This is a genomic window from Shewanella sp. VB17, assembly GCF_013248905.1.
GTDB lineage: Bacteria > Pseudomonadota > Gammaproteobacteria > Enterobacterales > Shewanellaceae > Shewanella.
This window is the reverse complement of the sequence record NZ_JABRVS010000001.1, coordinates 1,758,501-1,785,449: the sequence shown is the minus strand read 5'-3', so window position 1 is coordinate 1,785,449 and position 26,949 is coordinate 1,758,501. Positions and strand designations below refer to the sequence as shown.

Below are 26,949 nucleotides of genomic sequence, written 5' to 3'. Positions count from 1 at the left end.
CCCCAAATGGGATAATACTAATCATTTAGTGATTTATTAAGCGGTATAGTCGGCTTGCCTTGTTCGGCCCAACTGCAATAGTGCGTCAACTTACATTCTTCTATGACATGATTTTAGAACCTCGGAAAACTCACTCTTTTTTAAGGTCCTCTCATAGACATATCGAGTAGGGTGAGGCGTTACCGCCTCATCCCTCTCACAGAACCGTACGTACGGACCTCGTATACGGCTCCTGCATACTTAACTCAGCTTTGCGCTGAACACATATCCCGTTTTTACATGTCCAAGATTCACTAACCCTGAGCTATCAAACCATTTATTGGGCAGCGCATAGTTTGCTAACGGAATCAGTGAGTTACGCCAACTGTTCATCTTGATTGATTTAAACGGGGGCTTATACCCCATCTGCTTCAACCGTCTGTGAAGTCGCTGTGGCGTTTTCCACAGCTTCAGTTGGACGCTCCTCAACCTACGCCTTAGCCAGCTTGCTATTTTCTCGAACTCCCTATTCGCATTCGCTATCCGAAAATACTGACTGAACCCTCTTAAAATAGGATTCACCGCTTTGATCACTTCGCTTAATGGCTTACCACCATTGCGCTTTGTCATCTGTTTTAGCTTCGATTTAAACCCTGCTAGTTTCTTCGGCTCGATACGTGTGTATCGACTACCTATCTCCACTCCTAAAAACTTCACACCTTCATTGCTGTCTGCTATGTGGGTTTTACGCGAGTTTACCTCAAGCTTTAACTCGACTTCCAGTATCTTCTTCGCCTGCTTGAGTGCGTTTTCTGCCCCTGCTCGGCTGCGACATAAAATCAAGATATCGTCTGCGTAGCGCACTATTCTGTGACCCCGTTTTTTCATCTCTTGATCAAACGCATCCAGATAGATATTCGCTATCAGTGGGCTTATTACACCACCTTGCGGACTCCCTACTTCTGTCGCTTGCTTGTGCCCATCTACCATCACACCACTTTTCAAAAAACTGAACGAGCAGCTTTAGCACGCTACCATCACTAACTCGCTTTTCGATGCTTGATAAGATTAGCCCGTGGTCTAATTTATCGAAACACTTTGACAAGTCCATATCCACTACATGTTTAAGCTCGTACCGACGCATAAACAATGTCGCTTTGTTGATCGCATCGTGACAACTTCGCCTTGGCCTATAGCCGTAGCTTGACGGGTGAAATTGCTCTTCAAAGATGGGGGCTAAGTAGATCGTTTAGGGGTTGTTGAACGACTCTATCCCTAATAGTTGGAATACCAAGCAATCTCACGCCGCCATCCTCTTTGGGGATCTCAACCCGCCTGACTGGCTGAGCTTGATATTGCTTAGTGCTGAGTTCATGAAGAAGTTGATCGAGGTTATCACTCAGATTTGAGGCGAAGTCGCTTAGGCTCTGCCTGTCTATGCCGGCCGCGCCTTTGGCTTTCCACACTCTTCTAAATCCTTTATACAGCTTCTCTTTACTCAGAAGTTGCCCGTATAAACTTTGATAAACTCGCATATTCCTCACATGTGTGCTGTATGGGGACGGATATGACTTCCTCAAAGTCGGTCTATTTCACTTTGTTGCTTAGCGTTCTAGCGCAATGGCAATCTACTAAACAGTGACAAAACTACTCCCTTGTACAGTTTCTTAAGCCAGAGCCTTACTCCTAAGGTGACCAGTTCAAAAAGACTTCGATAGCGAATCGACTTGTGTACCTCTGAAAAAAAAACATCTGCTCATTACAGACTTAAAGCACGCTTCCTCCCTTCGCAATATTAAGCGCTTTTGGCAACTTAATACTCCACCAGACTTGATGCTGATGGTCAGCTTGGTTTTATCCTCCACACCATTACTGGGCTTCACAGGCCGAGCCTTACTCACTACTACGGATTCATCTGCCACCTCACACCAACATTTCCCTTGAGTCACCTCTTGGGATAATGCCTCCAGCCCTTATCACTGGAACTGATGCCAGGCTTCCCCAGTTACTGCACTGGCTCCCTATAAGGTATTCCACCCTCAAACACACTATTAGTCTGACTAAGTATTGGGCTTCGCGCTATTTTGCACGCTCACCCACCAATAGTGCCGAAACAGGTTACGGTTAGTTGTGTACACCTCACTTCCTATGGCTTCCTTCAGACCCTGCCGTTAGCCAGCAACGCCCTTGCCATTCGGATTATCTTCCCCTTAGTCAGGGTGATACAGGTTTCTTTCAACCTGCTGGGTTTGCCAGCTTCGCTGGGCAAACAAAAAATGCCAGTAAGCTTAACTTACTGGCATGATCAAAATGGAGCTTTTAAGACACACAACTCGCTTAAAGACGGATACCGACTTTAACTAAATCTTTCGCGGTCACACTACGTGGAAGTGGCACATAACCATCCTTCTCAACAATTTGCTGACCTTGTTTAGATAAGACAAACTTCAGAAACTCACGATCCATTGGAGCAAGATCTTTATTAGGATGCTTGTTCACATACACATACAGATAACGAGATAATGGATAAGTACCACTCGCAGCATTTTCAGCACTCGCTTCGATGTACTTAGTGCCTTTTTTAGAAATAGCAACCGCTTTAACACCAGCAGTCTTGTAACCAATACCTGAATAACCGATAGCATTTAACGATTGAGACACTGACTGAACAACTGATGCAGAACCTGGTTGTTCATTTACATTCGTCTTAAAATCACCTTTACAGAGGGCTTTTTTCTTAAAATAGCCATAGGTTCCAGAAACTGAATTACGACCATAAAGTTGTACATCTTTGGCTGACCATCCACCTTGTAACCCAACATCTCCCCAACGTGTAACATCATTACCGCCACACTTGTGTGTCGCAGAAAAAATGGCATCAATCTGCTCTATGCTTAACCCTTCAATAGGATTATCTTTATGCACAAATACAGCAAGCGCGTCGATAGCAACACGAATCATTGTTGGTTGGTAGCCATAGTGCTTTTCAAAAGCTTCCATTTCATTAGGCTTCATTTTACGGCTCATTGGACCGAATTGAGAAGTCCCTTCAGTCAGTGCTGGTGGTGCCGTAGATGAACCCGCAGCTTGGATCTGAATATTCACATTAGGGTACATCTCTCTGAATTCTTCGGCCCAAAGTGTCATCATATTAGCCAGAGTATCTGAGCCTACCGATGATAGGTTGCCCGATACTCCACTGGTTTTTTCATAAACAGGCAGTGATGAATCGATTGCAGCCATAGAGGCTGCGGAAAATGCACTCGCGACAATTAAGCTCATCGCACCGACAAGTTGCTTCAGTTTCATTCTTTGCTCCAGTATTGAGACGTGCTTGCTGATTAAATTAATGAACAATTAAGTTGCAGCAAGTATCAGTTGCCAGCATGACAATTCTATGACTTTCATATGACGTTACGATGACAAACCCAAGTTAAAGAAACGAATAAATAAGCAGGCTTGGTATTTAGTGGCTGACATGACTAATGGACTTTATGTTCAATTAACGCGTTAGGGATAAGAAAACTAAACGTACTTCCCTTACCCAGTTCACTGGTGATCATTAACTCACTCTGATGATGGCTAAGTGCATGCTTCGTTATCGCTAAACCCAGCCCTGTTCCACCTTTTTGGCGAGTTCTAGCAGTGTCCACACGATAGAAGCGCTCAGTTAATCTACCGATATGTTGCAATGCGATACCTTCTCCGGTATCGGTGACACTAAAAACAGCTCCAGACACAGTTTTTCTCCAACTCACCTCAATCTTACCTGCTGCTTGAGTATAACGAATAGCATTGGATATCAGGTTTGAACAAGCACTGCGCAGTTCAAGTTCATTGCCATAAAGATGACAGTTATCATCACAGTGGAAACTGAGTACATGCTCTCCCATCGACAATGCTTTGGCCTCTTCTCTTAGCACATCCATCATATGCGCCATATTAACCGTAATCTCAAGATTAATTTCTCTAGCAGCCTCTATTCGAGACAATACCAAAAGCTGTTCAACCATAGATCGCATTCTGTCTGTCTGCTGCTGCATCTGCTCTATCGCCTTAGTATTAGGAGAATCAGGCTCTGCCATGTCTTGCATCATCTCAAGATACCCTTGCAACACCGTCAGGGGAGTCTTAAGCTCATGCGACACATTAGCGACAAAATCTTTACGCATACTTTCTAGTTGTCTTACTCGTGTAATATCGCGCGCGATTAATAAAAACTGACCGGTACCATAACCCATGATCCGCACCTCAAGAATTCGCCTTTCTGAATACGCAGAAGCGAGTTCTAATGGCTCATGATAGGTCCCTTTTTTTAAATAATGAGAGAAGTCTGGATGACGTAATAGATTATCAATTCTCTGCCCGCTGTCTAATGGCCAAACCAGACCCAGTAACAGCTGAGCCAGTTTATTACACCAAACAATATTGTATTCTGCATCTAATACAACAGCAGCATCAGGGAGAGCTTCTGCACCTTGTCGAAAGCGGCTAAGAAGAAAAGCCAATTGTGACACTCGCTTACGATTTTTCCCTTGAAGGCGATAAATACCATTAAATACGCCCTCCCAACTGCCTTGTCCATTAGGTGGAGTAAGACGTCTATCTCGCCACAGCCAAAAATTAAGCCTAGAAAGCTGGCGATAATGCCAAAATAGGAGGATCACAGTACTAATGAGTAACACCCAAACAACCTCTCCAATAAATATCCCTAAAATAAAACAGATAACTAAGTAGGTTATTAAGCGAGAGATAAGCCGATAACCTGAATATGACGCGAACATATAAATACTATCCAGACTATTAAAGAAAATAATGAAGCACAAAATACCCCAACTAACTTACACCCCGAACTCACAAAGTATAAACAATCAAATCATGCAGTTATAGTCGAGTTGAAAAACGGTAACCCGATCCTCTTACCGTTTGAATTAAACGATCATGGCTTGAGACCTCAATCGCCTTCCTTAATCGCCTAATATGCACATCAACCGTACGATCTTCAACATAAACATTCATCCCCCATACGTTATCAAGTAATTGCTCACGGCTATAAACGCGTTCTGGGTGTGTCATAAAAAAGTGCAGTAATCTGAATTCTGTCGGTCCCATATCCAAAACATGATCACCCACAGTCACTCTGTGACTAATAGGATCTAACATGAGCCCCTGCACATCAATAGGCTCTTCTAAACTCGTGGGAGAACTGCGGCGTATGACCGCTTTAATTCTTGCCACTAACTCTTTAGGCGAAAAAGGTTTCGTCATATAATCATCAGCCCCCACTTCGAGACCCCGTAACTTATCTTCCTCTTCACCTCGAGCTGTCAACATAATGATCGGAATTTGACGAGTAAATTCATCTTGACGTAAACGTTTAGCTAACTGAATACCGCTACCACCGGGAAACATCCAATCAAGTAAAATAAGATCGGGATACGGCTCCGAAATCATGTCTAATGCAGAATCAAAATCTTCAGCTGTGGTGGTAACAAAACCATGCTGTTCCAATACAAAAGTTAGCATTTCTCTAATCGCTAACTCATCTTCAACAATTAATATCCTAGCAGTCATATAAGATCTTCTATCCGATGAATGTTCACACGTCTATTATTGGTCAGTTTTATTACAAAATTATGACCAACAATACTATATTGTCATAAATAACGAAAACTTGTCATAATTTAAGGCTCACAAAGCCAGCCTTTAAATAAAAATGCCAATCAGCTCAACTGATCGGCATTTAACACGTTTTTTTATTATGCTAAGCTAGATTAAAACTTGTGCTCGATACCTAAGCCAAAGAAATTATCGTCATCATCGCTACTTTCGTACGAACGGCTGGTATAAAAAGCAAACAATTTAGTCGGTTTACCTAGCTTATAATCACCACCGACAGACCAAGAGTCCCCCTTGTCTTCCATGTCTTGATATTGTGCTTTAAGTACAACAGCATTAATCGTATAAGCCGCATTGAATAGATAACCGGTATAACTGTCGCCATCAAAAGGATTAACAGTAGTTCCAGTCATTGCATATACCTTCTCTTCTTGCTGATACATACCGCCTATCATTAAACCTGCGATTTTACCTTGTAGCGTTGCACGTACAACTTCGTAGCCCTTAACATCTGAATCATAAGCAACCGCCACATAAATAGGGGATTTTTTCAATTTAGCATCACCGTACATCGCCGCTAAACTGTATCCATCTTGCTCAAACTGATCGCCATCGCCACTGGCTGCATAAGTTGCACCCAACTTAAAACCACTAAATGACGGAGAAAGATATGTTGCAGTTTGTGCCAGACGATTCTCTCCCTTAAACAAGTTTTTTAAATCTCCAGAAAGATCATTAAATAGATCGATTTTACCTTGAGACTGCTTAAGCATCGTATCATTACGACCCACAGATATGGCACCAAAACCACCTCTTAACCCCACAAATTGATTACGGGCTTTAAAATTGTCCTTGCTATCATTGCCCGTATCGACTTCATATTCAATTGTATAAAAAGCTTCTAATGCACTGCTTAGTTCAAATGCACCTTTCACACCTAAACGTGAAGCATTACTCTGAATAGTTGTTTCCGACTCATTCTGGACATCATTAGATTGAGCTGTGACATTCAACTTGCCGTAAACCGTGATAGGTTCTGCAGCATTGGCTGAAGCCAATGTCGCGAGCGTAAGAGAAGAAGCGAGTACTGTTTTATAAAAATTGTTCATCATTTTATCCTTTCGACGTATACATTCGTCTTTGGTTATAGGTTGTAATATCAACGAGTTTGCTATACTTGTGTTACATTTTTATTTCAATTATCGTTCAGTGCAAATAAAACATAGTCAAGATAATGTGATTTTCCACCTACATGCCTTTAAAACTAATAAATAAAGATAGGATAATGTTTTTATGACACTTTTGTTAAATATGAACGCTACTCAAAATTCGATAGCCATGTTTACAGGTTTTGCGGTTTACCCGAACTCGGCAATGCCTTACACTGCGCCTTTAATTTTACTTGGGCGCTCATTATGTGGTTTAAAAACCTGACTGTTTACCGTTTCAATAAACCTTTCTCTGTTGATGCAGAAGCGCTTGAAAAATCATTGGAGGACTTCACCTTCTCTCCATGTTCAAGCCAAGACATTAGCAAATTTGGTTTCTCTAACGCACTGGGAAAAAAAGGCCTTTCTTTAGTACACAGTGCAAGTGATCGTCACCTTATCTGTGCCACAAAAGAAGAAAAAATCCTTCCAAGCCAAGTGATAAAAGAAGCTCTCGAAGAAAAAATAACCCAAATTGAAGCTGAAGAAGATCGTAAATTGGCTAAAAAAGAAAAGGATGCGATGAAAGAAGAAATCATCATGACCTTACTTCCTCGTGCTTTCACCAGACGTAGCCAAATCCATGCTCTTATCATCCCTGAAATTGAAATGATTTTAGTCGATAGCTCAAGCGCCGCTAAATCGGAAGAACTCTTAGCTTTGTTAAGAAAAGCCTTAGGCTCACTGCCCATTATTCCGTTAAGCTTTAAAGCCCCTATCGAAACTCAACTCACGGAATGGGTGAAAGGAAACTGCACACCAACACCTTTTATTATGCAGGATGAGGCTGAATTTAAAACCGACTCTGATGAAGGAGGAATTGTTCGCTTTAAGCAACAAGATCTCACCGAAGATGAAGTACTCGCTCATATCGAAGTGGGTAAACAGGTACATAAACTGGCGCTACATTTCGGTCAATCAATCGCATTTTTGATGCAATCTGATGCAGGCATTAAACGCCTCAAATTCTCTGAAGAATTCAGAGCTGGCAATGACGAAATTGGCACCGAAGACCCTATGGCACGTTTAGACGCCGATTTTGTCCTTATGGGCAGTGAAATTATCGCCTTAATTAATTCATTGGTAGAGGTGTTAGGTGGTGTAGAAGATACCCTTTAAATACCCATAAAAAAGGTGCTAATTAGCACCTTTTTTGTGTCTGGAACACTTATGTCAATTTCCCAAGGACGGTAAGAAATTTACTTTGTGTCTGGAACACTTATGTCAATTTCCCAAAGACGGTAAGAAATTTACTTTGTCTCTGCTATTGATGTCCAAAAAATCATAACGCTCTCTTTTAACAATTAATCTTCATCTTTAATATTTCCCTTCTTATCGAAGGGCCAATCGATACCTAACCAGGCTTTAAAAAATGCTTTCTGACGGCGGCTCGGATGCTTCACACTGATCAGTTGAAGTTTATCCAACGGTTGCTCACCTAAAGTTAAAATCACCGTTCTAAGCTTATCATTACTAAACAGCGTTACTTCAATTTTGGCACCTGGTTTGAAATCGTTAATGCGTGACTTTAGCTCTCCTGCTGATACTTTAAGACTATTAATTGCAACGATGTCATCACCTTGTACAATACCAGCATTCCAAGCGGGTCCATTTTTTAACACATGCTTTAATTTAAGAGATGTGTTACTGGCATCCATACCAGAATAAGCCGTGACTTTGGCTCCCTCGTCATTATTCATCTTCAAGCCTGATAGTGCTAATAAGTCAGAAAAATCGATCGTCAAAGGGCTATTCACATGACTCTGCCACCAAGCACTATAATCTTTACCACTAATATGTTTAAGAATATTGAGTACATCGACAACACCATACCCAAGAGGAAGCTTGTGCTCGCGATACAGCCTTTTGTGCACATCACGATAGGAATACTTTAAATCAGTATTGTCTAGCAAGGAAAAATCTAATGCTAATGACACCAGAAAACCTTCAAAATAAATATTCGCACTGTGATTGATGGCATAATCACCACCAGTGCTCGCCCACTGGTTGACACTGGCTTCGGCAACTGATTGTACTTTTCGACCAGGAGTAGACTCATTTCTTTCGATACGCTTAGCCAGATCAGCGAGAAATTCTTTGATCGTTATCACGCCCGCCCGCAGTAATAATTGACTCTCAAAATAACTGGTCGAGCCTTCTGCAATCCATAATAGTTCACTAATATTTTCTTGCTGGTAATCGTAAGGTACCAAATCCTGAGGCCGATACGCTTTGACATTCCAAGTATGAATAAATTCATGGGATGCTGTTTTAATAAACTCCAAGTAATCATCACGTTCACGATAACTAAATCTAGGTCTTTGAATGATGGTCGAATTTAGATGTTCTGTGGCACCACTTTCCCCGCTAGTGGCCTGCACCATATAAACATAACGTTCAAACGGATAATCGTCCCATATGACTCCAGCCTCACCACTTAATTTCGTTAGATCGATAACCATTTGCTCGATATCATAATTCCCCTCTCCCCAGACGACTAATTCATAGTCACGGCCATCGGCTGAAAATACCCTATGTTGATTAATCCCAGTTTCAATCGGGGAGTCGACCAAGACATCATAATTAGTGGCAATAAAAGAATTCACCTGAGCACCAGCAGACATGCCTGAATAACTCTTCCAGTTGGACGGAACATTCATCGACACACGAATAGGCTCATCTCTAAATTCAGGGCTGTAAACAAATGCGCCACTGGCATCGAGAAAAGCATGACTGGCATCGACATGACCCACTCGTTGTCCCAGTTTATTAGCATAAAGCTGATAGCTAATTGAGACAGCTGTAGGTTGACTAAGAGAAACCAACCATTCTCCACTCGCAATACGTGATACAGGCAACTCAGCTCCCATATCATCTTTAGCGCTAAACATTCTGATTGAATCAGCCAGCGGTAATACTTGATACTTTCCTGTTCTCCACACAGGGAGATGTACTGTAAGCTCTTGACTATCAGAACGAGGAAAATCGACTTCTACATGTGCTAGATGGTGCTGAGACTGGGTTAAATCAACGCGATAATTAACCTCAGCTTGAACTGGTATTGAAAAAAATAGCTCGCTCACTAACATCAATGTCATAATCGGCTTCACTCTTTACATCCTTCTGTTATTATTGTTATCTATTTCAAACATTTTATTTCGCGAGTATAACATCAGTATTGCCAAAAAATTTCTGTTTATACTGGATAAAAATGTCACCCGAAATGAACAAAAATCAAACTAATTAAACCAAAAGAATAAAAAGTATTCATTTAAAGTTTAAAAATCAGTAAATTATGGTTACAGTATCTATAAGTACTGCACAAATTTTAGTACATAAGCTGATCAATGATACCTTTGATCAAGTAAATACAGCACTCTACAGAGCTAAACATAAAAGCAAAAACTGGGTCACCATTGACGTGTAAGTCTACCGTTATTTAGCATTAATAGGAGTAGGCTTAGCACCTTAATAAAGGTGCTTTTGCAGCACACCCTTGAACTCCCATCAGAGCTAAGGAGTTGTTATGATAGTAAAGGTCAGTCCTCGAGGTAGCATGGATCAACTTTCCCAACTGGAAGTCGATCGCCTCAAACAAAACTCAAAAAGTGAGCTTTATCAACTTTATCGCAGCTGCTCACTCGCTGTGCTCGCCTCAGGTCTACATAGTGATAATGCAGAAGGTCTGTTTCACCAGTTCAGTGATTTTAATATCAATATACTTCGTCGTGAACGCGGTATAAAAATCGAGCTAATTAATCCACCTGAAGCAGCCTTTGTCGATGGCAAAATAATAGCGGGTATTCAAGAGCACTTATTCGCTGTATTACGTGATATTGTTTATCTTAGTGATCGCTACGACAATCTCAGTCATATCAATTTAACCAATCCGAGTCATATCACCAATGTTGTGTTCGATATTCTAAGAAATGGACACGTTATTCCCTTAGAAGAACCCAGTATTGTCGTCTGCTGGGGGGGACATAGTATCAATGATATCGAGTTCCAATATACTCAAAATGTGGGTTACGAACTGGGATTACGCGAAATGAACATTTGTACCGGCTGTGGGCCAGGTGCAATGGAAGGCCCAATGAAGGGCGCGGCCATAGGCCATGCTAAACAGCGTATCGTTAAAGCACGTTATATTGGGCTCACAGAGCCAAGTATAATTGCCGCTGAGCCCCCCAATCAAATTGTTAATGAATTAGTGATCCTACCCGATATAGAAAAACGGTTAGAAGCTTTTGTCCGACTTGGTCACGGTATTGTGATTTTCCCTGGCGGTGCTGGCACAGCTGAAGAACTGCTCTATTTATTAGGTATACTGCTTAACGAAGAAAATCAGGATATGCCATTTCCACTGGTGCTCACAGGCCCAAAAGAAAGCGCTGATTACTTTTTGCGCATCGATGAATTTATCGCCGCAACTTTAGGCAAAGAAGCTCAAAGTAAGTATGAAATTATCATCGACGATCCAGTTCGTGTCGCTCGAGTGATGAGCCATGGCATGGATGTTGTTAAAGATCACCGAAAAGCATTAGGCGACTCTTACCAGTACAATTGGTCATTAAAAATTGAACCTGAATTTCAGCTTCCTTTTGATCCAACACACGAAATGATGGGTAACCTCGACTTACATTTTCAATCCAATAAAGCAGAACTAGCAGCCAATCTCAGAAGAGCTTTCTCAGGTATTGTCGCCGGTAATGTAAAAATGGAAACCATTAAAAGTGTGGTTAAGAATGGTCCTTTCCAACTAAAAGGCGATCCCACCTTGATGGCACTAATGGATAAGCTCCTGAAGGCCTTTGTTAAACAGCAAAGAATGAAGCTACCAGGCAGTAAATATCTCCCTTGTTATAAAATAAATACGTAATAAGCGGCATATACCGAGTATTAACCTGCATAATAGGCTAATACTCGGTATCCTTTAGCCAAGTAAAAATAAGTTTTGTACTCATAATCCTATAAAAATAAGTCCCGTGGCAACTCATGAACACTTTTTTAATCATTGATGGTCTAAATTTGGTGCGTCGTATTCACGCTGCACAACCTAATGAAAATGATATTAATGGCCTAGATATTCGCATTGGCTCAGCCTGTAATAAATTACTTAAATATCATCAACCGACTCATGTCGCGATAGTATGGGATGGCAATGCCCCCTCATGGCGAAAATCCCTTTATGATGATTACAAAAAGGGCAGAAAGCCTATGCCAGAGGCCTTAGCTAACACACTGCCGGCATTGCAGGTTTATTTAAGCGAACGTAACATAAATTCGATAAATGCTGAGTCTGAAGCCGATGATGTTATTGCGACACTGGCCACTAAACTGGTTAAAAATCAAGATAAAGCCATTATTGTTTCCACCGATAAAGGCTTTACACAATTAACTCACCCCAATATTGAACGTTGGGATCATTTTAATAAAACCTACATCACCATTGAACAAAGAGAACAAGGGCTAGGGATTGAGCGGTCTCAATTTATCGATTATTTAGCTTTGGCGGGTGATAGTGGCAATAAAATTCCAGGCGTACCTGGCATAGGTCCAAAGTCAGCCAGTGAATTACTTAAAATATTCCGTTCTTTGTCAAATATTTACGCTTCTCTTGATCAAGTTGGTGCTAAACAAGCAAAAAAGCTCGAAATAGGAAAGCAGATGGCTAAAATTAGCTATAAATTGGTACAATTGAAAACCGATATTGCATTAGAAGCCAATTTAAATCAGTTCAGATCTCCTGAACTAAAATAACTCAATTAATTTGCAAATTAATTGAGCTACCTGCTCTGAACATCGATTTGTAACACGTTCATTGTGGTACAGATTTGTGTAGAAGAGTCATGCTCGAGCTTGTTCAACACTTGGAATAATGACTCGGCTGCCCGCAGCCTATCCTTATTTTTTATGAGACGACTTTTAACTGTTTACCCCATTCTAACCACGAAATACATCGTCCTGGAAATGCTATTTTAGAAAAAGGCCAATCGTTAGATAGCCATTTAATAACTGCATTATAAAGCTTTTCATCTAAGGCCAAACTATCATCTCTAACCCATAAATATACCTCACAATCGTAATTTGGGGATTGACTAGGATCTATATAAACAGAGCCAAGGCATTTAGTTTTATTATGATTAAAGACTGAATAAGCAAACGCCTCTTTGGATTCAAATTCTTTTTTGTGAATTTTGAGGCTTTCAATATTTTCTTCTAACGACATGTTTATTTTAGGCCACTCTGAGCCTAAGCCAAAAATCCCTTGGAGTCTTTTTTGGCTAGACATCACAGCTTCAAAATCTAATGTTGCAAGTGAGTCTTCAAGAACTTTTAAATGAAAATGTTCAGTATCTAGAGATATTGGAGCAACAAATGATTCATGTATAAATTTGGGGAGCATACGCAAAAATATCCCTGGCTATGATTTTTGTTGCATCGAGTACTCTTGATGACCTGTATGTTCATCTGTTTGCTCACTTACGATATTGAAACCTTGAGATAAGTAGAATTGAACACTCGCTTCATTTTCTTTGTAAACATTTAATTCTAATTCTGTACATTGATTTTTTGCATGAATAATTAGTTGCTTACCTGTTCCTTTCCCTTGGAATTCAGGAGATACAAAAATAGCGGCTAAAGTATCCTCAAATAAAGAGTAGAAACCAATGATTTTTGAATCTGATTCAAATACGAAAGTCTGTGATGCTGGAATATATATATTTCTCATGTTTTCAACTTGTGACTCCCAGAATTCGGGTGCTACAAAGCTATGTGCCTTGATTGATCCTTGAAGCCATATATCTAAGACAGTACTAATATCAGTTTCATTGTATATTCTAATCATTTTTATTCTCATTATGAAATTGTTGATTAGAACGTACTATAAAAACAGAAAGTTAACTAGCCATATATGGACGCTCCCGGTTAGTCAAGCTAATACCTGCCTAACCAAGGTATTTTTAACCTCAGTTATCTACTTTCCTGCTACTAATCTCGTTGTCATTTGATGTGACTCTTTTCCGCTAAAAGCGGTTGTACTGCCATATATACGGGCTTAACAAGTCTTTTTTAAAAGGAAATGCGCCCCAAATGAAATCCGTACCCTTGCGCCTGTTAAAATTTAAACACCCATACGGATTATGTTTACTGCATATCCTTGGCCTGTTCTGGCTGACATTGGTTGGACTGAGCCATTACTTCATCGTTTACCACAACCTTGATTAGTTTTTAATGTGCTACCTTGCCGCTCTTATCACCCAGACGGGCTAAAAACCCTTGGCCTGACCGAGCTTGGCAAGATAGCTACAACACTTTTAACATGTGCCATGATAGCCACCATATTGAGCCTCATATGGGCTCTGTTTTTGAAGTAAAATCCATATCAGTCTTGCCAAACGATGTGCTGTTGCCACAACGGTACAGCATATGCTTTTTCGACCCCTCAGCTGATTTATCCACATGTTTAAATCATCTTGTTTTTTACTCGCATGACTGACGACTGTCCTTGCTCCATGGATCAATTGTTTACGTAAATAGCAATTACCTCTCTTGCTGATCTTACCGTTGACACTCTTATTACCTGAAGCAAATTGTTTCGGGGTTAACCCTAGCCACACTGCGAGCTCTTTTGGGCTGTTAAAGGCTTGGCCACCACCAATTGAGGCTGCAAATGCCGAAGCGATGATTGGCCCAACACCAGGGATTGTTAATAAAATTCTCCCATTAGGATCTCGCTTAACAATTTGCTTTATCAATGAGTTAATTCGATCAAGGCGCTGGTTGAGCGTTTGATATTCATCCCAAAAGTCATTGGCCATTAATTTTATCATTGGTCGCTGATGCTCATCACTCATAATTTCCCACATGGCTCTTTCAAATGCGCTGTAGCCTTGAGGAAAACTGAGGCCAAAATCAACAAATACACCTCGAACTTGGTTAGTACAGGCCGTTTTTTTGTTTAACAAGGCGCTCTCTGATCCGGTGAAGCATTAATACTTCTTGCTGTTCCTCCGTTTTCACAGGTACAAAACGGATGTGAGGTCTGAAACTCGCTTCAAAAATAGCTAATACATCGTTTTTATCGTTCTTATTACCTCGAACAAATGGGGTCACATGTTGTGCTGGTATTAATTTAACGTTGTGCCCCATGGCAAGGAATTTCCGCCCCCAATAATGAGCTGAATAGCACGCTTCAAATATGACATCGCAAGCGGGTTGCTGCAGCATGAACTCAGCCAGTTGGGCTCGATTAAGCCGTTTATTGAAGACTGACTTTGCATGCTCATCCATACCAAGTACTTGGAAGACATTCTTTGCAAGATCGATAGCAATAGTGGTAACTTTCATAGTGGACGCTCCTTAATGTAACTGAATGGTGAAACATCAGTTTGGCGCATTGACGCCGAATTAGGGAGCGTCCATCTAATCACCCATAGTTAAAATAAGATAAATTTACCATTTACAACCTACAATACACCCGAGCAAGATAATATTTAAACTATTGATTTTAAGATATATTTACTGTCTTCATCACTTAGTCGCTGCAATTGCACTAAGTGGACACCCATAATGTTTTTAACATATCCTTGTGGTTAGAATATGCCCATCAGTCTTATGGGCTGTCTTGAGACAGCCTGCTAGATAAATCGCCTGCTAGATAAATCACCAACAAAGCCAAATAAAAAAGACATGTTTGCTTGAAATAACGGGTGTAGATACGGCTGTGAGCTTCCAAAATAGGGTGAGGTATCGCGAAGTTATACTCTCCGAACGAGAGGCTGGGATGCCGAATTGGCCATTAAACATCGACGTTTTTTGTTTTAGCAAATCATAGCCAGCCATTGTTAATCAATAACATACCTATATTCTAGCGAACGCTCTATGTTTTGCAACTATCAACTCATGAAAGGAAGGAGTGTTAAGCTCATATAACCGAGTACTCTTAACAAAATGAGGTTTTTTGTCGTAAAAAGTTGATTTTCAGGCAAGGAATATCTGCTCTGTTGATAAACTGAGGAAGATGCTATTACAGGTATATTAGTAGCAAATCATAGAGCAAATCATAGCCAGCCATTGTTAATCAATAACATACCTATATTCTAGCGAACGCTCTATGTTTTGCAACTATCAACTCATGAAAGGAAGGAGTGTTAAGCTCATATAACCGAGTACTCTTAACAAAATGAGTTTTTTTGTCGTAAAAAGTTGATTTTCAGGCAAGGAATATCTGCTCTGTTGATAAACTGAGGAAGATGCTATTACAGGTATATTAGAGTTCTGTTGCTCTTATTACTTGAATCCAGCGGCTAGCCTACTTTAAGATACTCGCAACTCGTGGAAAAATGCCGTCGTCTTTTATTTAAGTGTTCACAGTAGCGACTTAGCTCTTGCAGTGTCCCTACTGGCCCATGAAATAGGTGCCCAAACTCTGTGGTGATTTTGAGCCAATTTTCAGCAGGAATGTTTAACCTCGTTAATATCTTATCTGCATTGGCTGAGATTGCCCCGCGTTTATCATCTCGAATAATACGACCTGTTTCATCAATTAATTCAAGATAGTCTTTCAGCGCGAAGTTTATGCCTTTGGGTTGATTCAGTCGTTCATCCCCAATAAAGGGCAGTAATCTGGCGGGTTGCTTTCCATTAATTGCTGCGTTGACTCGCAATTGAAGGCTGGTGTAGTCTGAATTCTCTGGCGTATTGGCCATCTTAGCCCGAATCGGATTAAGTTCAACGTAGGCCATACAAGCCAGCACTGCCGCTTCATCCAAAAGCGCTTGAGATTTAAACCGTCCTTCCCAGAAATGACCCGTGCAGTTATCTTCAAAGTTGGCTTGCCTAGCAATCGGCTCATTAAGACATCGCATAAACCAGCTAATATCACTCAGCCGTGAGCGGTAAGTCGCAATAAGATGTTTTAACTGACTCACTTGGTGCTCATCAATCACTTCACCTCGAGCAAATTTTTGTGTGAGTGCTGTGCCGTTAAAGCATTGATGCCATTGTTCTACCACCTCCCTATCTGACCAGACATTGGCTTTATCTAAATCGATATATAACACAATATGCAAATGATTACTCATCACCGCATAGGCAGCCACATCAATCGCAAAAACGTCAGATAATTTAAGCACTTGCGCCTCAACCCAACCACGTCGATGGTCATAGTTTTTCCCTGTGTACTTATCGTCACCACAGAGATATGCGCGGCGCACGACACGGCTACAACAATGATAATAAGGCGTGTCTTCGATACTGATTAGCGTTCTTCTAGGCTGAGGCATAACTCACTCCAATGACATCACCATGATTAAATTTTAGTCACAGCGACAGGAAGTGCAATTAACAATGGCTGTCTATGGATTTGTTAGCTAACACACTGCCGGCATTGCAGGTTTATTTAAGCGAACGTAACATAAATTCGATAAATGCTGAGTCTGAAGCCGATGATGTTATTGCGACACTGGCCACTAAACTGGTTAAAAATCAAGATAAAGCCATTATTGTTTCCACCGATAAAGGCTTTACACAATTAACTCACCCCAATATTGAACGTTGGGATCATTTTAATAAAACCTACATCACCATTGAACAAAGAGAACAAGGGCTAGGGATTGAGCGGTCTCAATTTATCGATTATTTAGCTTTGGCGGGTGATAGTGGCAATAAAATTCCAGGCGTACCTGGCATAGGTCCAAAGTCAGCCAGTGAATTACTTAAAATATTCCGTTCTTTGTCAAATATTTACGCTTCTCTTGATCAAGTTGGTGCTAAACAAGCAAAAAAGCTCTAAATAGGAAAGCAGATGGCTAAAATTAGCTATAAATTGGTACAATTGAAAACCGATATTGCATTAGAAGCCAATTTAAATCAGTTCAGATCTCCTGAACTAAAATAACTCAATTAATTTGCAAATTAATTGAGCTACCTGCTCTGAACATCGATTTGTAACACGTTCATTGTGGTACAGATTTGTGTAGAAGAGTCATGCTCGAGCTTGTTCAACACTTGGAATAATGACGCGGCTGCCCGCAGCCTATCCTTATTTTTTATATTTCGATATAACCACTTTTGGTGGTAAATAAATAGTAAATTCATTAATTGGTTCAATTAGTACGCTATGCGGAACTTGTTGCTCTTCTTGAGTGACTAAACCTAAGCGAGATAATAAATCAAAACTAGCAAATTCGAGGTTTGCAGAAGATACTTCTAATTGCTTGTGCCACACCCTATATGTACCCAATTTACCATCGCGACGATGATAAAAACCAGCTAAAGGATGAGTTAAATATACTAATCCTGTTTCTGTATTAGGGAAGCCTGACAATTCAATTTGTGAATCTTTGGTTTGTGTTAATTCAACTTTAGCAGGAGCCCAAGTGGCTTCTGTCGTCATTTTATATTTACTATATGTTTGTTGTGATTCATCAAATTCACAATCAAATTTAACTTCACCACTATACCAAGGTAAGTTCCAACAAAGCCTAGGGACAGCAACGGTCCAAGAATCTAAAGTCGTACCCAGAAACCAAACACACCGTTCGTTAGTTTCTTTATCGATAATATAAATTCTGTAATTAGTTTGACCCATAGTGAACTTAGGAAATGGAAAGACTGCTGATGTAAAATCAACATCGATAAACGGAACGACTGAGATTAAGGCTTTTTCTTCTCCATCTATTTGTAAGGTATCTAATTTAAAACGTTCAGGAAAAAGTCCATCAAATCTAGAAGGATTTACAGCGTACGTGATTATTGCAAAATGTTGTAACTTGCATAGAACGTCAATCCCTTTAGGAGAAGGTCTTGGGTGAAGAAAATCGTTTAACTTTAGTAAATTCAATGCCGAATCTTCCTTGAAATAATCGTGGTAGAGCGGGTCATTACTGAACCGTCCCTACAGATCCGGACGTGCGGAACTACCCCATCCGGCTCTTCAGTTCTCTATTCACTCGTGTAAAACACGACCCTAGTACCAATCAATCAACACCAAACGCTTGCTGACCTTTGGGCTCTCAATTCTAAAATACTCTAACATCTTCTTGAAATTACACCAGTTGTAACTTCGACGACCACTGCGTCTGTTCAGCCATTTATACAAGTTATGCAGAACATAACAGTATACATAGCTCAAGCTTCGACTGTTATCTGGCAAACCAAAATAATTTATAAATCCGACTAATTTTCGCTTTAACTGTGGCTGCCACTCTCTCAGTTTCATTAGACCATTACATTACGTAGCGTATGTCTTCTTGATAACTAGAAGGCAGTACGGCTACATCATCAAGTAAAGCTTGCGATTTAAATCGTCCCTCCCAAAATTGATGCCGCGCGCGAAAACTTTCATTGATGGGTGAGAAAACTGATAAAACTCTAGATTTCACTATTTAAAAATACCTTTAACTATTTGAAAGATACTCGCCGAATAAAATGTGTAATCTCACGAGATAACCTAACATTTTCAGCCATAGAATGAATAACTCCTCGCCGCCACTAGCAAGGTTTTGGACAAAAATTGGTTAACTTGTCGGCTAACAAGTGTTACATATCTTTTTTATTGGGTTCATTAGGCAGGTTTGGTGTTTGATAGGCTTATTGATGACCAAAGTTTCAAATTTTATTAATCACCTGCCGTGGGCCTATGTGTAGACACTTCTGCGAGACGCTGTGAAGCCATCCATGGCCGCTTTACGGTTTCATCCTTGAAACCGAAACTCGCAGCCGTATCTACACCTTTGTTAAAAGCAAAGCCTTGTTTCTTCGATTTTGATTCTTGGTTACTAACACGCTTTTGGACAGAAATAATTTAGTTCTTAGGTTCTAATTAGGGCGATTCAGATTAGAAAAAGTATCTTAGATTCTTTGTAGAACCAGATTTGCTCCGTCCTCTTGACCCTCATAGGGTTAATCATGAATGGTAGAGACCAAACTTTGCTTTCATCAACAATACCCAGCAGACTAAAGATATGCCTGTCCTATCTTTTTTGTGTCCTATCTTTTTTGAGCGCCTTGTTATATTTTAATTTAAAATAAAGAACCCATTTTTTTAGAAAAAGTAATATTAAGTTTTACTGAAGAATTTACTCCACCAGAAAAATCAATAGTATCAATGTTAGCAACTGTATCAGCGCCTTTTCCAATGAGTTCATCTATGACAAGGCTTAATTTAGCTTCAATTTCAGCGATAGAAACATTTTTTAATTTACCTGGTGTGCCTTCTTCCCAGTCAATATCACCAATATTCATAACGCCTTTAGATTCTTTATCAGACATATCCACTGAACTCTCCTTAAAATATAACGCCCGCAACACCGGACGATTTGTAGTGGCGAAGCCACGAAAAATTGTTCCGCGTGCTTGCGCTTGTGTACGCCCAGCATGGGCATGAACTAATGAGGTGAAAGTCCCCTATAGGAAGATCACCGTTCAATAACATGCTGTTATTAAACGTTAACTATTAGCTAATGGCAAGGGCTTATCCGCGAGGATTAGTCTGAATGACTGATATGTTGCTCCTGCAATATCTGAATTTCCACCATCCTTGGTGGTCAAGCCGCTAGCCCTATTTACGATTAAAGAGTGCGAGTTGATGAACAAGAAGAAAAAGATGGGATAGGCATGACTTTATAGACGATACGAAAGCCTTCCACATTAAGCTTTTCTAAAGCAAAAACCTTATTCGGTTTGATTACCTTTTAGCCTGCAAAAATGATAAAGGGGCAATAATAAACCAGAACACTAACACAGGAAAAAGATATCAGCATGTATGCTAAGACTTATTTCTGCGACTTGCATAACTTGTCTTATCTGAACCCGAGTTTTTACCTCGACCCCCTTGGTTTTTATGACCCTCAGGCTTGCCTTTACGTCTTTGTACGCGCTTTTTGGTCGATACGACTGCTGAGTTGTCACGATAACGAGCTGGAAGTGGTGCACCTTCTTCGTAACCGGGAACAACAATTCGGGGCAGTTTACGTTCAATTAACCCTTCGATTTCATCAAGCATTTTTTCATCGGATGGACAAACAAACGAGATTGCATGACCTGTCAGTCCTGCACGGCCTGTGCGGCCTATACGGTGAATGTAATCTTGAGCATCAAACGGTAGCTCTATATTAACCACCAAAGGTAATGCTTGAATATCTAATCCTCTAGCAGCCACATCGGTGGCCACCAATACACGTAACCCGCCACTTTTAAAGTCTTCTAGTGCTTTATTTCGTGCACCTTGAGTTTTATCCCCATGAAACACGGCGCTTTTGAGCCCATCGAGTATTAACTCTTTATGAATATGTTCAGCGCTCTCTTTTGAACTTGCAAACACTAAAACCTGCTGCCAGTTATTACGCCCCACAAGCTCTGATAATAACTCGGTTTTCCGGCGCTTATCGACTAAATAAATCTGTTGTTCTACGCTCGATGCCGACTTACTTGTGGTCACATTGATCCACTGAGGATCTGATAACATCCTCAAAGCTAAGTTTTTGACATCATCACTGTATGTTGCCGAAAAAAAGTGGGTCACATGTTGACGAGCAACGAGTGCTTTGACACGTTCAATATCACGCACAAACCCCATATCAAGCATTCTGTCGGCTTCATCGATCACTAAGCTGGTCACACCAGAAAGATCTAAACCATGTTGACCGATAAAATCGAACAAGCGCCCTGGCGTGGCCACTAATATATCCACACCTGCGTTTAATGCTTTACGCTGTGGATTCATATTAGCGCCGCCATAAACCGCCAATGTTTTTAATGAAGTAAACTGACTATAGCGCGAAATGCTATCAGCAACTTGAATGGCAAGTTCACGTGTAGGCGTCAATATCAAGCCGCGTAATGAATTCACATTTAACGATTCAGCCAATAATTTTTCCAATAATGGTAAAGCAAATGCCGCCGTTTTACCTGTTCCGGTTTCAGCACAAGCCATAAGATCACTGCCTACTAAGGCTACGGGGATCACAGCCAATTGCACCTCAGTTAACTGCCGATAATCACATACCTCCATGGCTTTTATAATTGAAGCAGTTAAACCAAGTGTATCGAATGTCATGGAAATCTCATCTGGAAAAATAAATGAAGCGGAGTCTATCAAAAACAAAGCGTACTAGCTATGAAGATGCCTTTTCGTTATTCAAGTCAGGGAGCGTGATAATATACTTTTTTTCAAAGTCCTCGGCCGGAAGTGGTTTTGAAAAAAGGTACCCTTGGCCATAATCACACCCAGCAGCAAACAATGTATCAAATTGATATTGTGTCTCGACTCCCTCAGCAATGACTTTCATCCCGAGTTTATGCGCCATCACAATAATGGCTTCACATAAGGTGTGATCATCTTTATCTGATTCCAAATTTTGGGTAAATGATTGATCAATTTTAAGGTAATCAATGTCATATTTTTTAAGGTAAGACAAAGAAGAGTACCCAGTACCAAAGTCATCCAATGAAACCTGAATACCTGCATCACGGTATGCCAATAATTTTTCACTGACTCCCGTATTGCCATCAAGCAATAAACCTTCCGTTATCTCAATGCAGATACTATTACAATCAAGTGTTAATTCTTTCAGCTGTGTGATCCAAGATTCAAAATTTTCTCCTTCATCACGAAACTGCACAGGAGATTTATTAATGCTTATCTGTATTTCAACACCAAATTGAGTACGCCAATACGCACACTGTTTAGCGGCTTGCTCAAATACCCAGTTACCTATTGCGGTTATTAAACCTGTATCTTCAGCAACCGGAATAAACTCACTGGGAGAGATGACACCTCTTTCAGGATGATGCCAACGTATAAGTGCCTCAGCTTTAAGTACCTGCATTGTCGACATATCAACAATAGGTTGAAAATAAATTTCGAATTCTTGATTGGTTATCGCACTACGAAGATCACGAATAAGCAGCATGCGATGCTTCGCATATTCTTGCATCGAGGGGGTAAAATAGTGAAATCGATTTCTTCCTTGCTCCTTGGCCGCATACATAGCTTGATCGGCATTCTTAAGTAAACTATCAATCGTTTGAGCATCGTCTGGATAAAGCGTGATCCCGATGCTCGCACTAATGTAAACCGTTTCATTTTCTAAACTAAATGGCTCAGAGAGTCTCGAAAGTATATTTCCAGCCACTTTCTCTACTCCTTTGTGATCGGCAATCGAAGACAGCACAATCGTGAACTCATCTCCTCCTAATCTGGCCACGACATCAGATTCACGAATGCAACCTTTTAATCGCTTAGACGTTTCAATCAACAAAAGATCCCCCATATCGTGACCGAGTGCATCATTCACCTCTTTAAATAAATCTAAGTCTAAAAACATCAAAGCAAAATGATGATGACTGCGATCTGATTTAAGTAGCTCAGTGCCTAAATATTCAAGTAGCATTCGCCGATTCGGTAAATTGGTTAGGGGATCGTAGTTGGCTTGTTTCCAAATAATATGTTCAGCCTGTTTTTTCTCGGTAATATTAGAAAAAAGTGCCACACGCCGATACACACATCCTCTATTATCAAGAATGGTATTCATAGTTAACGAAACAATATATTCAGAGCCAGACTTGTGTTTTAACCAGATTTCACCGCTCCAACGACCCGTTTCCTCAATCGTACTACCCATCTGCACAAAGGTTTTTTTGATAGAACGACTGCATTGAAGCATGCTGATATTTTGATGGATCACCTCACTTTCTTGATAACCCGTTATTTCAGTAAATGCGGCATTAACGGTAATAATGTTCCCATGGTTATCTTGAACACTCATCGCTTCACTGGAATTATTATACACAGAGGCGGCCAACTTGAGCGACTCTTCGCCTCTTTTTCTGGCGGTGATATCCATATGTGTACCACACATCCTTGTAGGGTTGCCCTTTAAATCTTTACTCACAACCTTACCACAATCTTGGATCCAGATTGTTTCACCAGAAAAACGATTTAAACGATACTCAATACTATGTTGAGATGTCTCACCCTTAAGGTGTGTATCAATCGAATGCAATACATCAACCCTATCTGACATATGGATGGCATTAATCCACATTCTTTCATCGCTGTTTAACCTATCGACACTGCACCCTAGCAAACTAGCACAACGAACATTTCTCTCCACTTTATTCGATTTGATGTCCCAATCCCATATTCCCAATTCACTACTATCAAGTACCAAAGCTAGCTGTTCTTGGCTTGCGCACATTGCTGCCTCAGCCAACTTTTGCGAAGTAATGTCTAACAATCCACAGATAATCAACTGCACCTCGTTATTCACTCTCTGGCAAGCTACCGTTAAATGGGTATAAACAATTGAGTTATCTTTAGCCACAAATCGTTTATCCATTTCATATTCATCAATTTCCCCCTTTAACATACGTTCAAAATGTGTGAAATCAGTTTGAATATCTTCAAAATAGGTAATATCTCCCCATTTTTTAGCCAATAGCTCTTTTTCACTGTATTTCAACATCTGGCACACCCTAGGGTTCACCTTAATCCAGTGTTGATCCACTGAAGAAATCGCGATACCTATGTTACCGATATTAAATTGTGATCGAAAAATAAGATCATCTTCCAGTTGAATTTTGGCATTTATTTTGCCTTCCAAACGCCTAGACAATAATGAGCTAAGTAATAGAAAAACAGCTGGGTAGATAATTAAAGTAGGGATAGCGATAACAGTTAATATGTTTAACGCCATGTCGAATGGCAAAACAAAAAGCCAAAAAAGAGCGATTAATTGGAGAACGAAACCAAAGGAATAGAGCTGTAAATTAGAGATACTGGCTATTGAACGATAGTGATAATAACGCAATAGACTGCCTAAGAGTCCGGATGTGATAATGACACCGACTCCGGCTAGAATGCCCGTTCCTGCTTGATAAAACCGAAAAAATGAAGTAATAACAACAGCAACTAAGGTTGGTAATCCACCAAAAAAAAGTCCCGAAATACCCAATATGACAGAGCGGGCATCAAAATATACGCCTTCGGCATATTCCCAAGGCGTCATCATGGTCGTCATGGTAATACCAGCAATAATGACACCAACGGAGCACTGCCAAACAAAAAAGTACTGACTTTTCTGCTTTTTGGGTACGGCATCATAGACAAATACCATCGCTAAAAGCAGCGCAGCATTTTGCACTAAAGTAAAGATTACATCTGGATCCATAGTCCTAACTGCTCTCGCAAGCAAATGGTAAATATCAAGACTTTAGTGTAGCATAAATGCCAATACTGCGGCCCACGAGCAAAGCTCAATCGTAGCAAATAACACCATAGTGAAATTGTGACTAAACAATAATGTGGAAAATATTTAAATATATAACAGGTATAACCTCTCTTTATCATCAATATGCTAGACTAGCCTCCATTTCCTAGGATCGATGACACCATGCAAACCAAGAAAGAGATGAATTACAGTAAAACTTACCACTTCCCCGTTCAGATCTATTATGAAGATACTGATTTTTCAGGTGTTGTTTATCATCCAAACTTTCTTAAGTATTTTGAACGTGCAAGAGAGCATGTGATAGGTGCAGATGTACTCTCTTCTCTGTGGTTAAATGAAGCGCTAGGATTCGCCGTTTATCGCAGTGATATGCTTTGCCATGATGGTGTAGAATTTGCTGATATTATCGATGTTCGCACCCAATTTTGCTTCGAAAGTAAATACAGAACCATTTGGAAACAAACCATATGGCGCCCCAATACTAGCAAACCTGCCGTGACAGCAAATATAGAGATGGTATGCATGAATAAAGCCCGCCAGCTAATCCCGATGACACCAAAATTACTTGCCCAACTCAGTCAGTCTTTCGATTCAGCTATCGTCCTTTAAAACTGTGAATATGCACCAGTATACCAACTCGACATTCAGAATGAGTATGTCGAGAAACGATTTACTCTACATTGAAGACCCTAAAAACCACATTCACGGTAATATCATCTCACACTATGACTTATTCATAACTTGATTTAATCGATTGATATATTTCTAAAAACTCATCACTAGTAAGGTTTTCAACAGAAGCAGGTAGTCCACGTTTTGCAAAAAAGTCTAACCTCTGTTCAATCTCAACTCCGGCTTTAAGCTCACCCGTATAGAAAGCTGCCACTCTGATAAAATCCAAATACCCAACATTATCAGGAAGGTAAGAAAGATCTGACCATCGCTCAACAACCTCTGTGACTTCAGGTGCAAATGCCCAGCTTTTCAACACAGCACGACCTATCGGCCCCTGCATTTTTCGAACGAGATCCCTTAATTGCTCTATGCCATTAAACATCTCTGGATGTGCTTCAGCTTCCTTAAGCACTGGTAGTGAACCTATGTTGTGTACCAAACCTGCTAATGTCAGAGTATCTAAGCTAAGACCACTATCTTGATGAGTTTGATTGTAGATTGTCAACATAGCACAAGCCGATGAAGTCACGTCAACAGAACAAGCCCACACCTCATCCATAATCTCCCAAACCATCTCATTGGTTGAGATAAATAACTGTTCCATTGCCGCAGAAGTTGCAATCGTTTTTATCTGAGTTAACCCAATTCTGCTAACGGCGCCGTTTACATTTTCAGCTTTAGCACCTCGACGATATAAAGCACTATTAGCAACCTTTATCATACGCGCAGAAATAGCTGCATCTTGCCCAATAATTTCAGCAACCTGCTTAGGACTTGAATCAGGCTGAGAGACCACTTCCTGAATTCTCATCGCAACTTCAGGTAAAGTCGGTAATACTAACTCATCATTTTTTAATTTATTTAAAAGGCTGGCTAACAAATCATGTTCAGTTGACATTTTCATCCCCATTCAGACTCGTCATTTGTTTTACTGGTATTAAAGTGAGTGAAACTATCAAGTCATCATTTTTAGCGAGTAAACAGAAAAACAGCCTAGAGCTTGCTTAAATACTAGCTGATTTTAGCATTTTCAATGCATGGATTTTGCTAGTTTTTGTTATGCTGAATGCCTTACATACTCTAGAGAACACTTACTTTCAGACTCTATAAAATCATTAAATACAAACCAAGTCACCCGTGAATGAACGTTCAGTGAGTCATAATGAGAAACAATTAAGCGCTATTTACTAGTAAGTAGCACAATGACTCACCCTTTTAGCAAGGTACAT

General features: G+C 40.3%; 23 protein-coding genes and 2 pseudogenes. 6 read left to right on the top strand and 19 right to left on the bottom strand.

From position 1 onward, the window contains the following. Positions 1 to 240 precede the first annotated feature (240 nt). The 3 genes from HQQ94_RS22505 to HQQ94_RS22500 are packed head-to-tail and all read right to left on the bottom strand — an operon-like array spanning position 241 to position 1,514. The gene (locus HQQ94_RS22505) at positions 241 to 969 is read right to left on the bottom strand and encodes a reverse transcriptase domain-containing protein (protein WP_254304009.1); all 729 of its coding nucleotides are present in this window, start codon (positions 967 to 969) and stop codon (positions 241 to 243) included. Beyond that, complete coding sequence (locus HQQ94_RS23065; protein WP_375335714.1) at positions 875 to 1,210, bottom strand: reverse transcriptase domain-containing protein; 336 nt, start codon at positions 1,208 to 1,210, stop codon at positions 875 to 877. Before HQQ94_RS23065 ends, HQQ94_RS22505 begins: the two co-directional genes overlap by 95 nt. Beyond that, on the bottom strand, positions 1,203 to 1,514 hold the full coding sequence (locus tag HQQ94_RS22500) for a hypothetical protein (protein ID WP_254304018.1): 312 nt from the start codon (positions 1,512 to 1,514) through the stop codon (positions 1,203 to 1,205). Before HQQ94_RS22500 ends, HQQ94_RS23065 begins: the two co-directional genes overlap by 8 nt. A 593-nt stretch (positions 1,515 to 2,107) precedes the next feature. Here HQQ94_RS22500 and HQQ94_RS07520 point away from each other — a divergent pair. Next, positions 2,108 to 2,284 carry a hypothetical protein gene (locus tag HQQ94_RS07520; RefSeq protein ID WP_173293834.1) on the top strand — a complete coding sequence of 59 codons (177 nt, stop codon included), beginning with the start codon at positions 2,108 to 2,110 and terminating at the stop codon, positions 2,282 to 2,284. Between the two features lie 32 nt (positions 2,285 to 2,316). On the opposite strand, the gene HQQ94_RS07515 is transcribed toward HQQ94_RS07520, so the two are convergent. The 4 genes from HQQ94_RS07515 to HQQ94_RS07500 all read right to left on the bottom strand — a co-directional run bounded on the left by HQQ94_RS07515 (position 2,317) and on the right by HQQ94_RS07500 (position 6,710). After that, complete coding sequence (locus HQQ94_RS07515) at positions 2,317 to 3,288, bottom strand: PstS family phosphate ABC transporter substrate-binding protein (protein ID WP_173293833.1); 972 nt, start codon at positions 3,286 to 3,288, stop codon at positions 2,317 to 2,319. A 173-nt stretch (positions 3,289 to 3,461) separates the two neighbouring features. Then, on the bottom strand, positions 3,462 to 4,763 hold the full coding sequence (gene phoR, locus HQQ94_RS07510; protein WP_173293832.1) for a phosphate regulon sensor histidine kinase PhoR: 1,302 nt from the start codon (positions 4,761 to 4,763) through the stop codon (positions 3,462 to 3,464). Positions 4,764 to 4,863: 100 nt separating this feature from the next. Further along, positions 4,864 to 5,553 (bottom strand): phosphate regulon transcriptional regulator PhoB, encoded by a 690-nt coding sequence (phoB, locus tag HQQ94_RS07505; RefSeq protein WP_173293831.1) that lies wholly within the window; start codon positions 5,551 to 5,553, stop codon positions 4,864 to 4,866. A gap of 200 nt (positions 5,554 to 5,753) precedes the next feature. Then, positions 5,754 to 6,710: a porin gene (locus HQQ94_RS07500; protein WP_173293830.1), complete on the bottom strand. Its 957-nt coding sequence runs from the start codon at positions 6,708 to 6,710 to the stop codon at positions 5,754 to 5,756. A 303-nt stretch (positions 6,711 to 7,013) separates the two neighbouring features. Between HQQ94_RS07500 and rdgC the strand changes: the two genes are divergently transcribed. Next, entirely contained in the window at positions 7,014 to 7,925 is a 912-nt protein-coding gene (gene rdgC, locus HQQ94_RS07495) for a recombination-associated protein RdgC (RefSeq protein ID WP_173293829.1), read from the top strand. 185 nt (positions 7,926 to 8,110) lie between these two features. Here the strand turns inward: rdgC and HQQ94_RS07490 are convergent, their stop codons facing one another. After that, complete coding sequence (locus HQQ94_RS07490; protein WP_375335693.1) at positions 8,111 to 9,916, bottom strand: M61 family metallopeptidase; 1,806 nt, start codon at positions 9,914 to 9,916, stop codon at positions 8,111 to 8,113. Positions 9,917 to 10,332: 416 nt separating this feature from the next. Here HQQ94_RS07490 and ppnN point away from each other — a divergent pair, with 416 nt between their 5' ends. Both ppnN and xni read left to right on the top strand, forming a co-directional pair. Continuing rightward, a complete protein-coding gene (gene ppnN, locus HQQ94_RS07485) occupies positions 10,333 to 11,685 on the top strand; it encodes a nucleotide 5'-monophosphate nucleosidase PpnN (RefSeq protein ID WP_173293828.1) in 1,353 nt (450 codons plus the stop codon). 116 nt (positions 11,686 to 11,801) lie between these two features. Further along, the gene (gene xni, locus HQQ94_RS07480; protein ID WP_173293827.1) at positions 11,802 to 12,566 is read left to right on the top strand and encodes a flap endonuclease Xni; all 765 of its coding nucleotides are present in this window, start codon (positions 11,802 to 11,804) and stop codon (positions 12,564 to 12,566) included. Positions 12,567 to 12,717: 151 nt separating this feature from the next. Here the strand turns inward: xni and HQQ94_RS07475 are convergent, their stop codons facing one another. The 4 genes and pseudogenes from HQQ94_RS07475 to HQQ94_RS07460 form a co-directional block, all read right to left on the bottom strand. Then, positions 12,718 to 13,212, bottom strand: coding sequence for a hypothetical protein (locus HQQ94_RS07475; RefSeq protein WP_173293826.1), 495 nt, complete (start codon positions 13,210 to 13,212; stop codon positions 12,718 to 12,720). 18 nt (positions 13,213 to 13,230) lie between these two features. Beyond that, entirely contained in the window at positions 13,231 to 13,656 is a 426-nt protein-coding gene (locus HQQ94_RS07470) for an N-acetyltransferase (protein WP_173293825.1), read from the bottom strand. A 469-nt stretch (positions 13,657 to 14,125) separates the two neighbouring features. Further along, positions 14,126 to 15,158: pseudogene (locus HQQ94_RS07465) on the bottom strand (IS110 family transposase). Between the two features lie 959 nt (positions 15,159 to 16,117). Continuing rightward, positions 16,118 to 17,095, bottom strand: coding sequence for a transposase (locus HQQ94_RS07460; RefSeq protein WP_173293824.1), 978 nt, complete (start codon positions 17,093 to 17,095; stop codon positions 16,118 to 16,120). An 83-nt stretch (positions 17,096 to 17,178) separates the two neighbouring features. Between HQQ94_RS07460 and HQQ94_RS07455 the strand changes: the two are divergent. Then, a pseudogene (locus HQQ94_RS07455) lies at positions 17,179 to 17,709 on the top strand (5'-3' exonuclease H3TH domain-containing protein); the annotation flags it as partial. A 144-nt stretch (positions 17,710 to 17,853) separates the two neighbouring features. Here HQQ94_RS07455 and HQQ94_RS07450 read toward each other — a convergent pair. From HQQ94_RS07450 to HQQ94_RS07425, 6 genes are all read right to left on the bottom strand, one after another. Continuing rightward, positions 17,854 to 18,654 carry a DUF2071 domain-containing protein gene (locus HQQ94_RS07450; RefSeq protein WP_173293823.1) on the bottom strand — a complete coding sequence of 267 codons (801 nt, stop codon included), beginning with the start codon at positions 18,652 to 18,654 and terminating at the stop codon, positions 17,854 to 17,856. A 126-nt stretch (positions 18,655 to 18,780) separates the two neighbouring features. Next, a complete protein-coding gene (locus tag HQQ94_RS07445) occupies positions 18,781 to 19,032 on the bottom strand; it encodes a group II intron maturase-specific domain-containing protein (protein WP_173293822.1) in 252 nt (83 codons plus the stop codon). Positions 19,033 to 19,039: 7 nt separating this feature from the next. After that, a complete protein-coding gene (locus tag HQQ94_RS07440) occupies positions 19,040 to 19,195 on the bottom strand; it encodes a hypothetical protein (RefSeq protein ID WP_173293821.1) in 156 nt (51 codons plus the stop codon). A 640-nt stretch (positions 19,196 to 19,835) separates the two neighbouring features. After that, a complete protein-coding gene (locus tag HQQ94_RS07435) occupies positions 19,836 to 20,084 on the bottom strand; it encodes a hypothetical protein (RefSeq protein WP_173293820.1) in 249 nt (82 codons plus the stop codon). Positions 20,085 to 20,580: 496 nt separating this feature from the next. Next, positions 20,581 to 21,870 carry a DEAD/DEAH box helicase gene (locus tag HQQ94_RS07430; RefSeq protein ID WP_173293819.1) on the bottom strand — a complete coding sequence of 430 codons (1,290 nt, stop codon included), beginning with the start codon at positions 21,868 to 21,870 and terminating at the stop codon, positions 20,581 to 20,583. A 58-nt stretch (positions 21,871 to 21,928) separates the two neighbouring features. Continuing rightward, positions 21,929 to 24,985, bottom strand: coding sequence for an EAL domain-containing protein (locus HQQ94_RS07425; RefSeq protein WP_173293818.1), 3,057 nt, complete (start codon positions 24,983 to 24,985; stop codon positions 21,929 to 21,931). A 222-nt stretch (positions 24,986 to 25,207) separates the two neighbouring features. Here HQQ94_RS07425 and HQQ94_RS07420 point away from each other — a divergent pair, with 222 nt between their 5' ends. After that, positions 25,208 to 25,654 (top strand): thioesterase family protein, encoded by a 447-nt coding sequence (locus tag HQQ94_RS07420; RefSeq protein ID WP_173293817.1) that lies wholly within the window; start codon positions 25,208 to 25,210, stop codon positions 25,652 to 25,654. Between the two features lie 121 nt (positions 25,655 to 25,775). Here the strand turns inward: HQQ94_RS07420 and HQQ94_RS07415 are convergent, their stop codons facing one another. After that, the gene (locus tag HQQ94_RS07415; RefSeq protein ID WP_173293816.1) at positions 25,776 to 26,618 is read right to left on the bottom strand and encodes an HDOD domain-containing protein; all 843 of its coding nucleotides are present in this window, start codon (positions 26,616 to 26,618) and stop codon (positions 25,776 to 25,778) included. Positions 26,619 to 26,949 lie beyond the last annotated feature (331 nt).

Bases quoted from the DNA above. Each gene is read 5' to 3' on its own strand.
- HQQ94_RS22505 (WP_254304009.1), bottom strand. From the start codon at position 969: ATGGTAGATGGGCACAAGCAAGCGACAGAAGTAGGGAGTCCGCAAGGT.
- HQQ94_RS22500 (WP_254304018.1), bottom strand. From the start codon at position 1,514: ATGCGAGTTTATCAAAGTTTATACGGGCAACTTCTGAGTAAAGAGAAG.
- HQQ94_RS07515 (WP_173293833.1), bottom strand. From the start codon at position 3,288: ATGAAACTGAAGCAACTTGTCGGTGCGATGAGCTTAATTGTCGCGAGT.
- phoR (WP_173293832.1), bottom strand. From the start codon at position 4,763: ATGTTCGCGTCATATTCAGGTTATCGGCTTATCTCTCGCTTAATAACC.
- phoB (WP_173293831.1), bottom strand. From the start codon at position 5,553: ATGACTGCTAGGATATTAATTGTTGAAGATGAGTTAGCGATTAGAGAA.
- HQQ94_RS07500 (WP_173293830.1), bottom strand. From the start codon at position 6,710: ATGATGAACAATTTTTATAAAACAGTACTCGCTTCTTCTCTTACGCTC.
- rdgC (WP_173293829.1), top strand. From the start codon at position 7,014: ATGTGGTTTAAAAACCTGACTGTTTACCGTTTCAATAAACCTTTCTCT.
- ppnN (WP_173293828.1), top strand. From the start codon at position 10,333: ATGATAGTAAAGGTCAGTCCTCGAGGTAGCATGGATCAACTTTCCCAA.
- xni (WP_173293827.1), top strand. From the start codon at position 11,802: ATGAACACTTTTTTAATCATTGATGGTCTAAATTTGGTGCGTCGTATT.
- HQQ94_RS07475 (WP_173293826.1), bottom strand. From the start codon at position 13,212: ATGCTCCCCAAATTTATACATGAATCATTTGTTGCTCCAATATCTCTA.
- HQQ94_RS07470 (WP_173293825.1), bottom strand. From the start codon at position 13,656: ATGATTAGAATATACAATGAAACTGATATTAGTACTGTCTTAGATATA.
- HQQ94_RS07460 (WP_173293824.1), bottom strand. From the start codon at position 17,095: ATGCCTCAGCCTAGAAGAACGCTAATCAGTATCGAAGACACGCCTTAT.
- HQQ94_RS07445 (WP_173293822.1), bottom strand. From the start codon at position 19,032: ATGAAACTGAGAGAGTGGCAGCCACAGTTAAAGCGAAAATTAGTCGGA.
- HQQ94_RS07435 (WP_173293820.1), bottom strand. From the start codon at position 20,084: ATGTCTGATAAAGAATCTAAAGGCGTTATGAATATTGGTGATATTGAC.
- HQQ94_RS07430 (WP_173293819.1), bottom strand. From the start codon at position 21,870: ATGACATTCGATACACTTGGTTTAACTGCTTCAATTATAAAAGCCATG.
- HQQ94_RS07425 (WP_173293818.1), bottom strand. From the start codon at position 24,985: ATGGATCCAGATGTAATCTTTACTTTAGTGCAAAATGCTGCGCTGCTT.
- HQQ94_RS07420 (WP_173293817.1), top strand. From the start codon at position 25,208: ATGCAAACCAAGAAAGAGATGAATTACAGTAAAACTTACCACTTCCCC.
- HQQ94_RS07415 (WP_173293816.1), bottom strand. From the start codon at position 26,618: ATGTCAACTGAACATGATTTGTTAGCCAGCCTTTTAAATAAATTAAAA.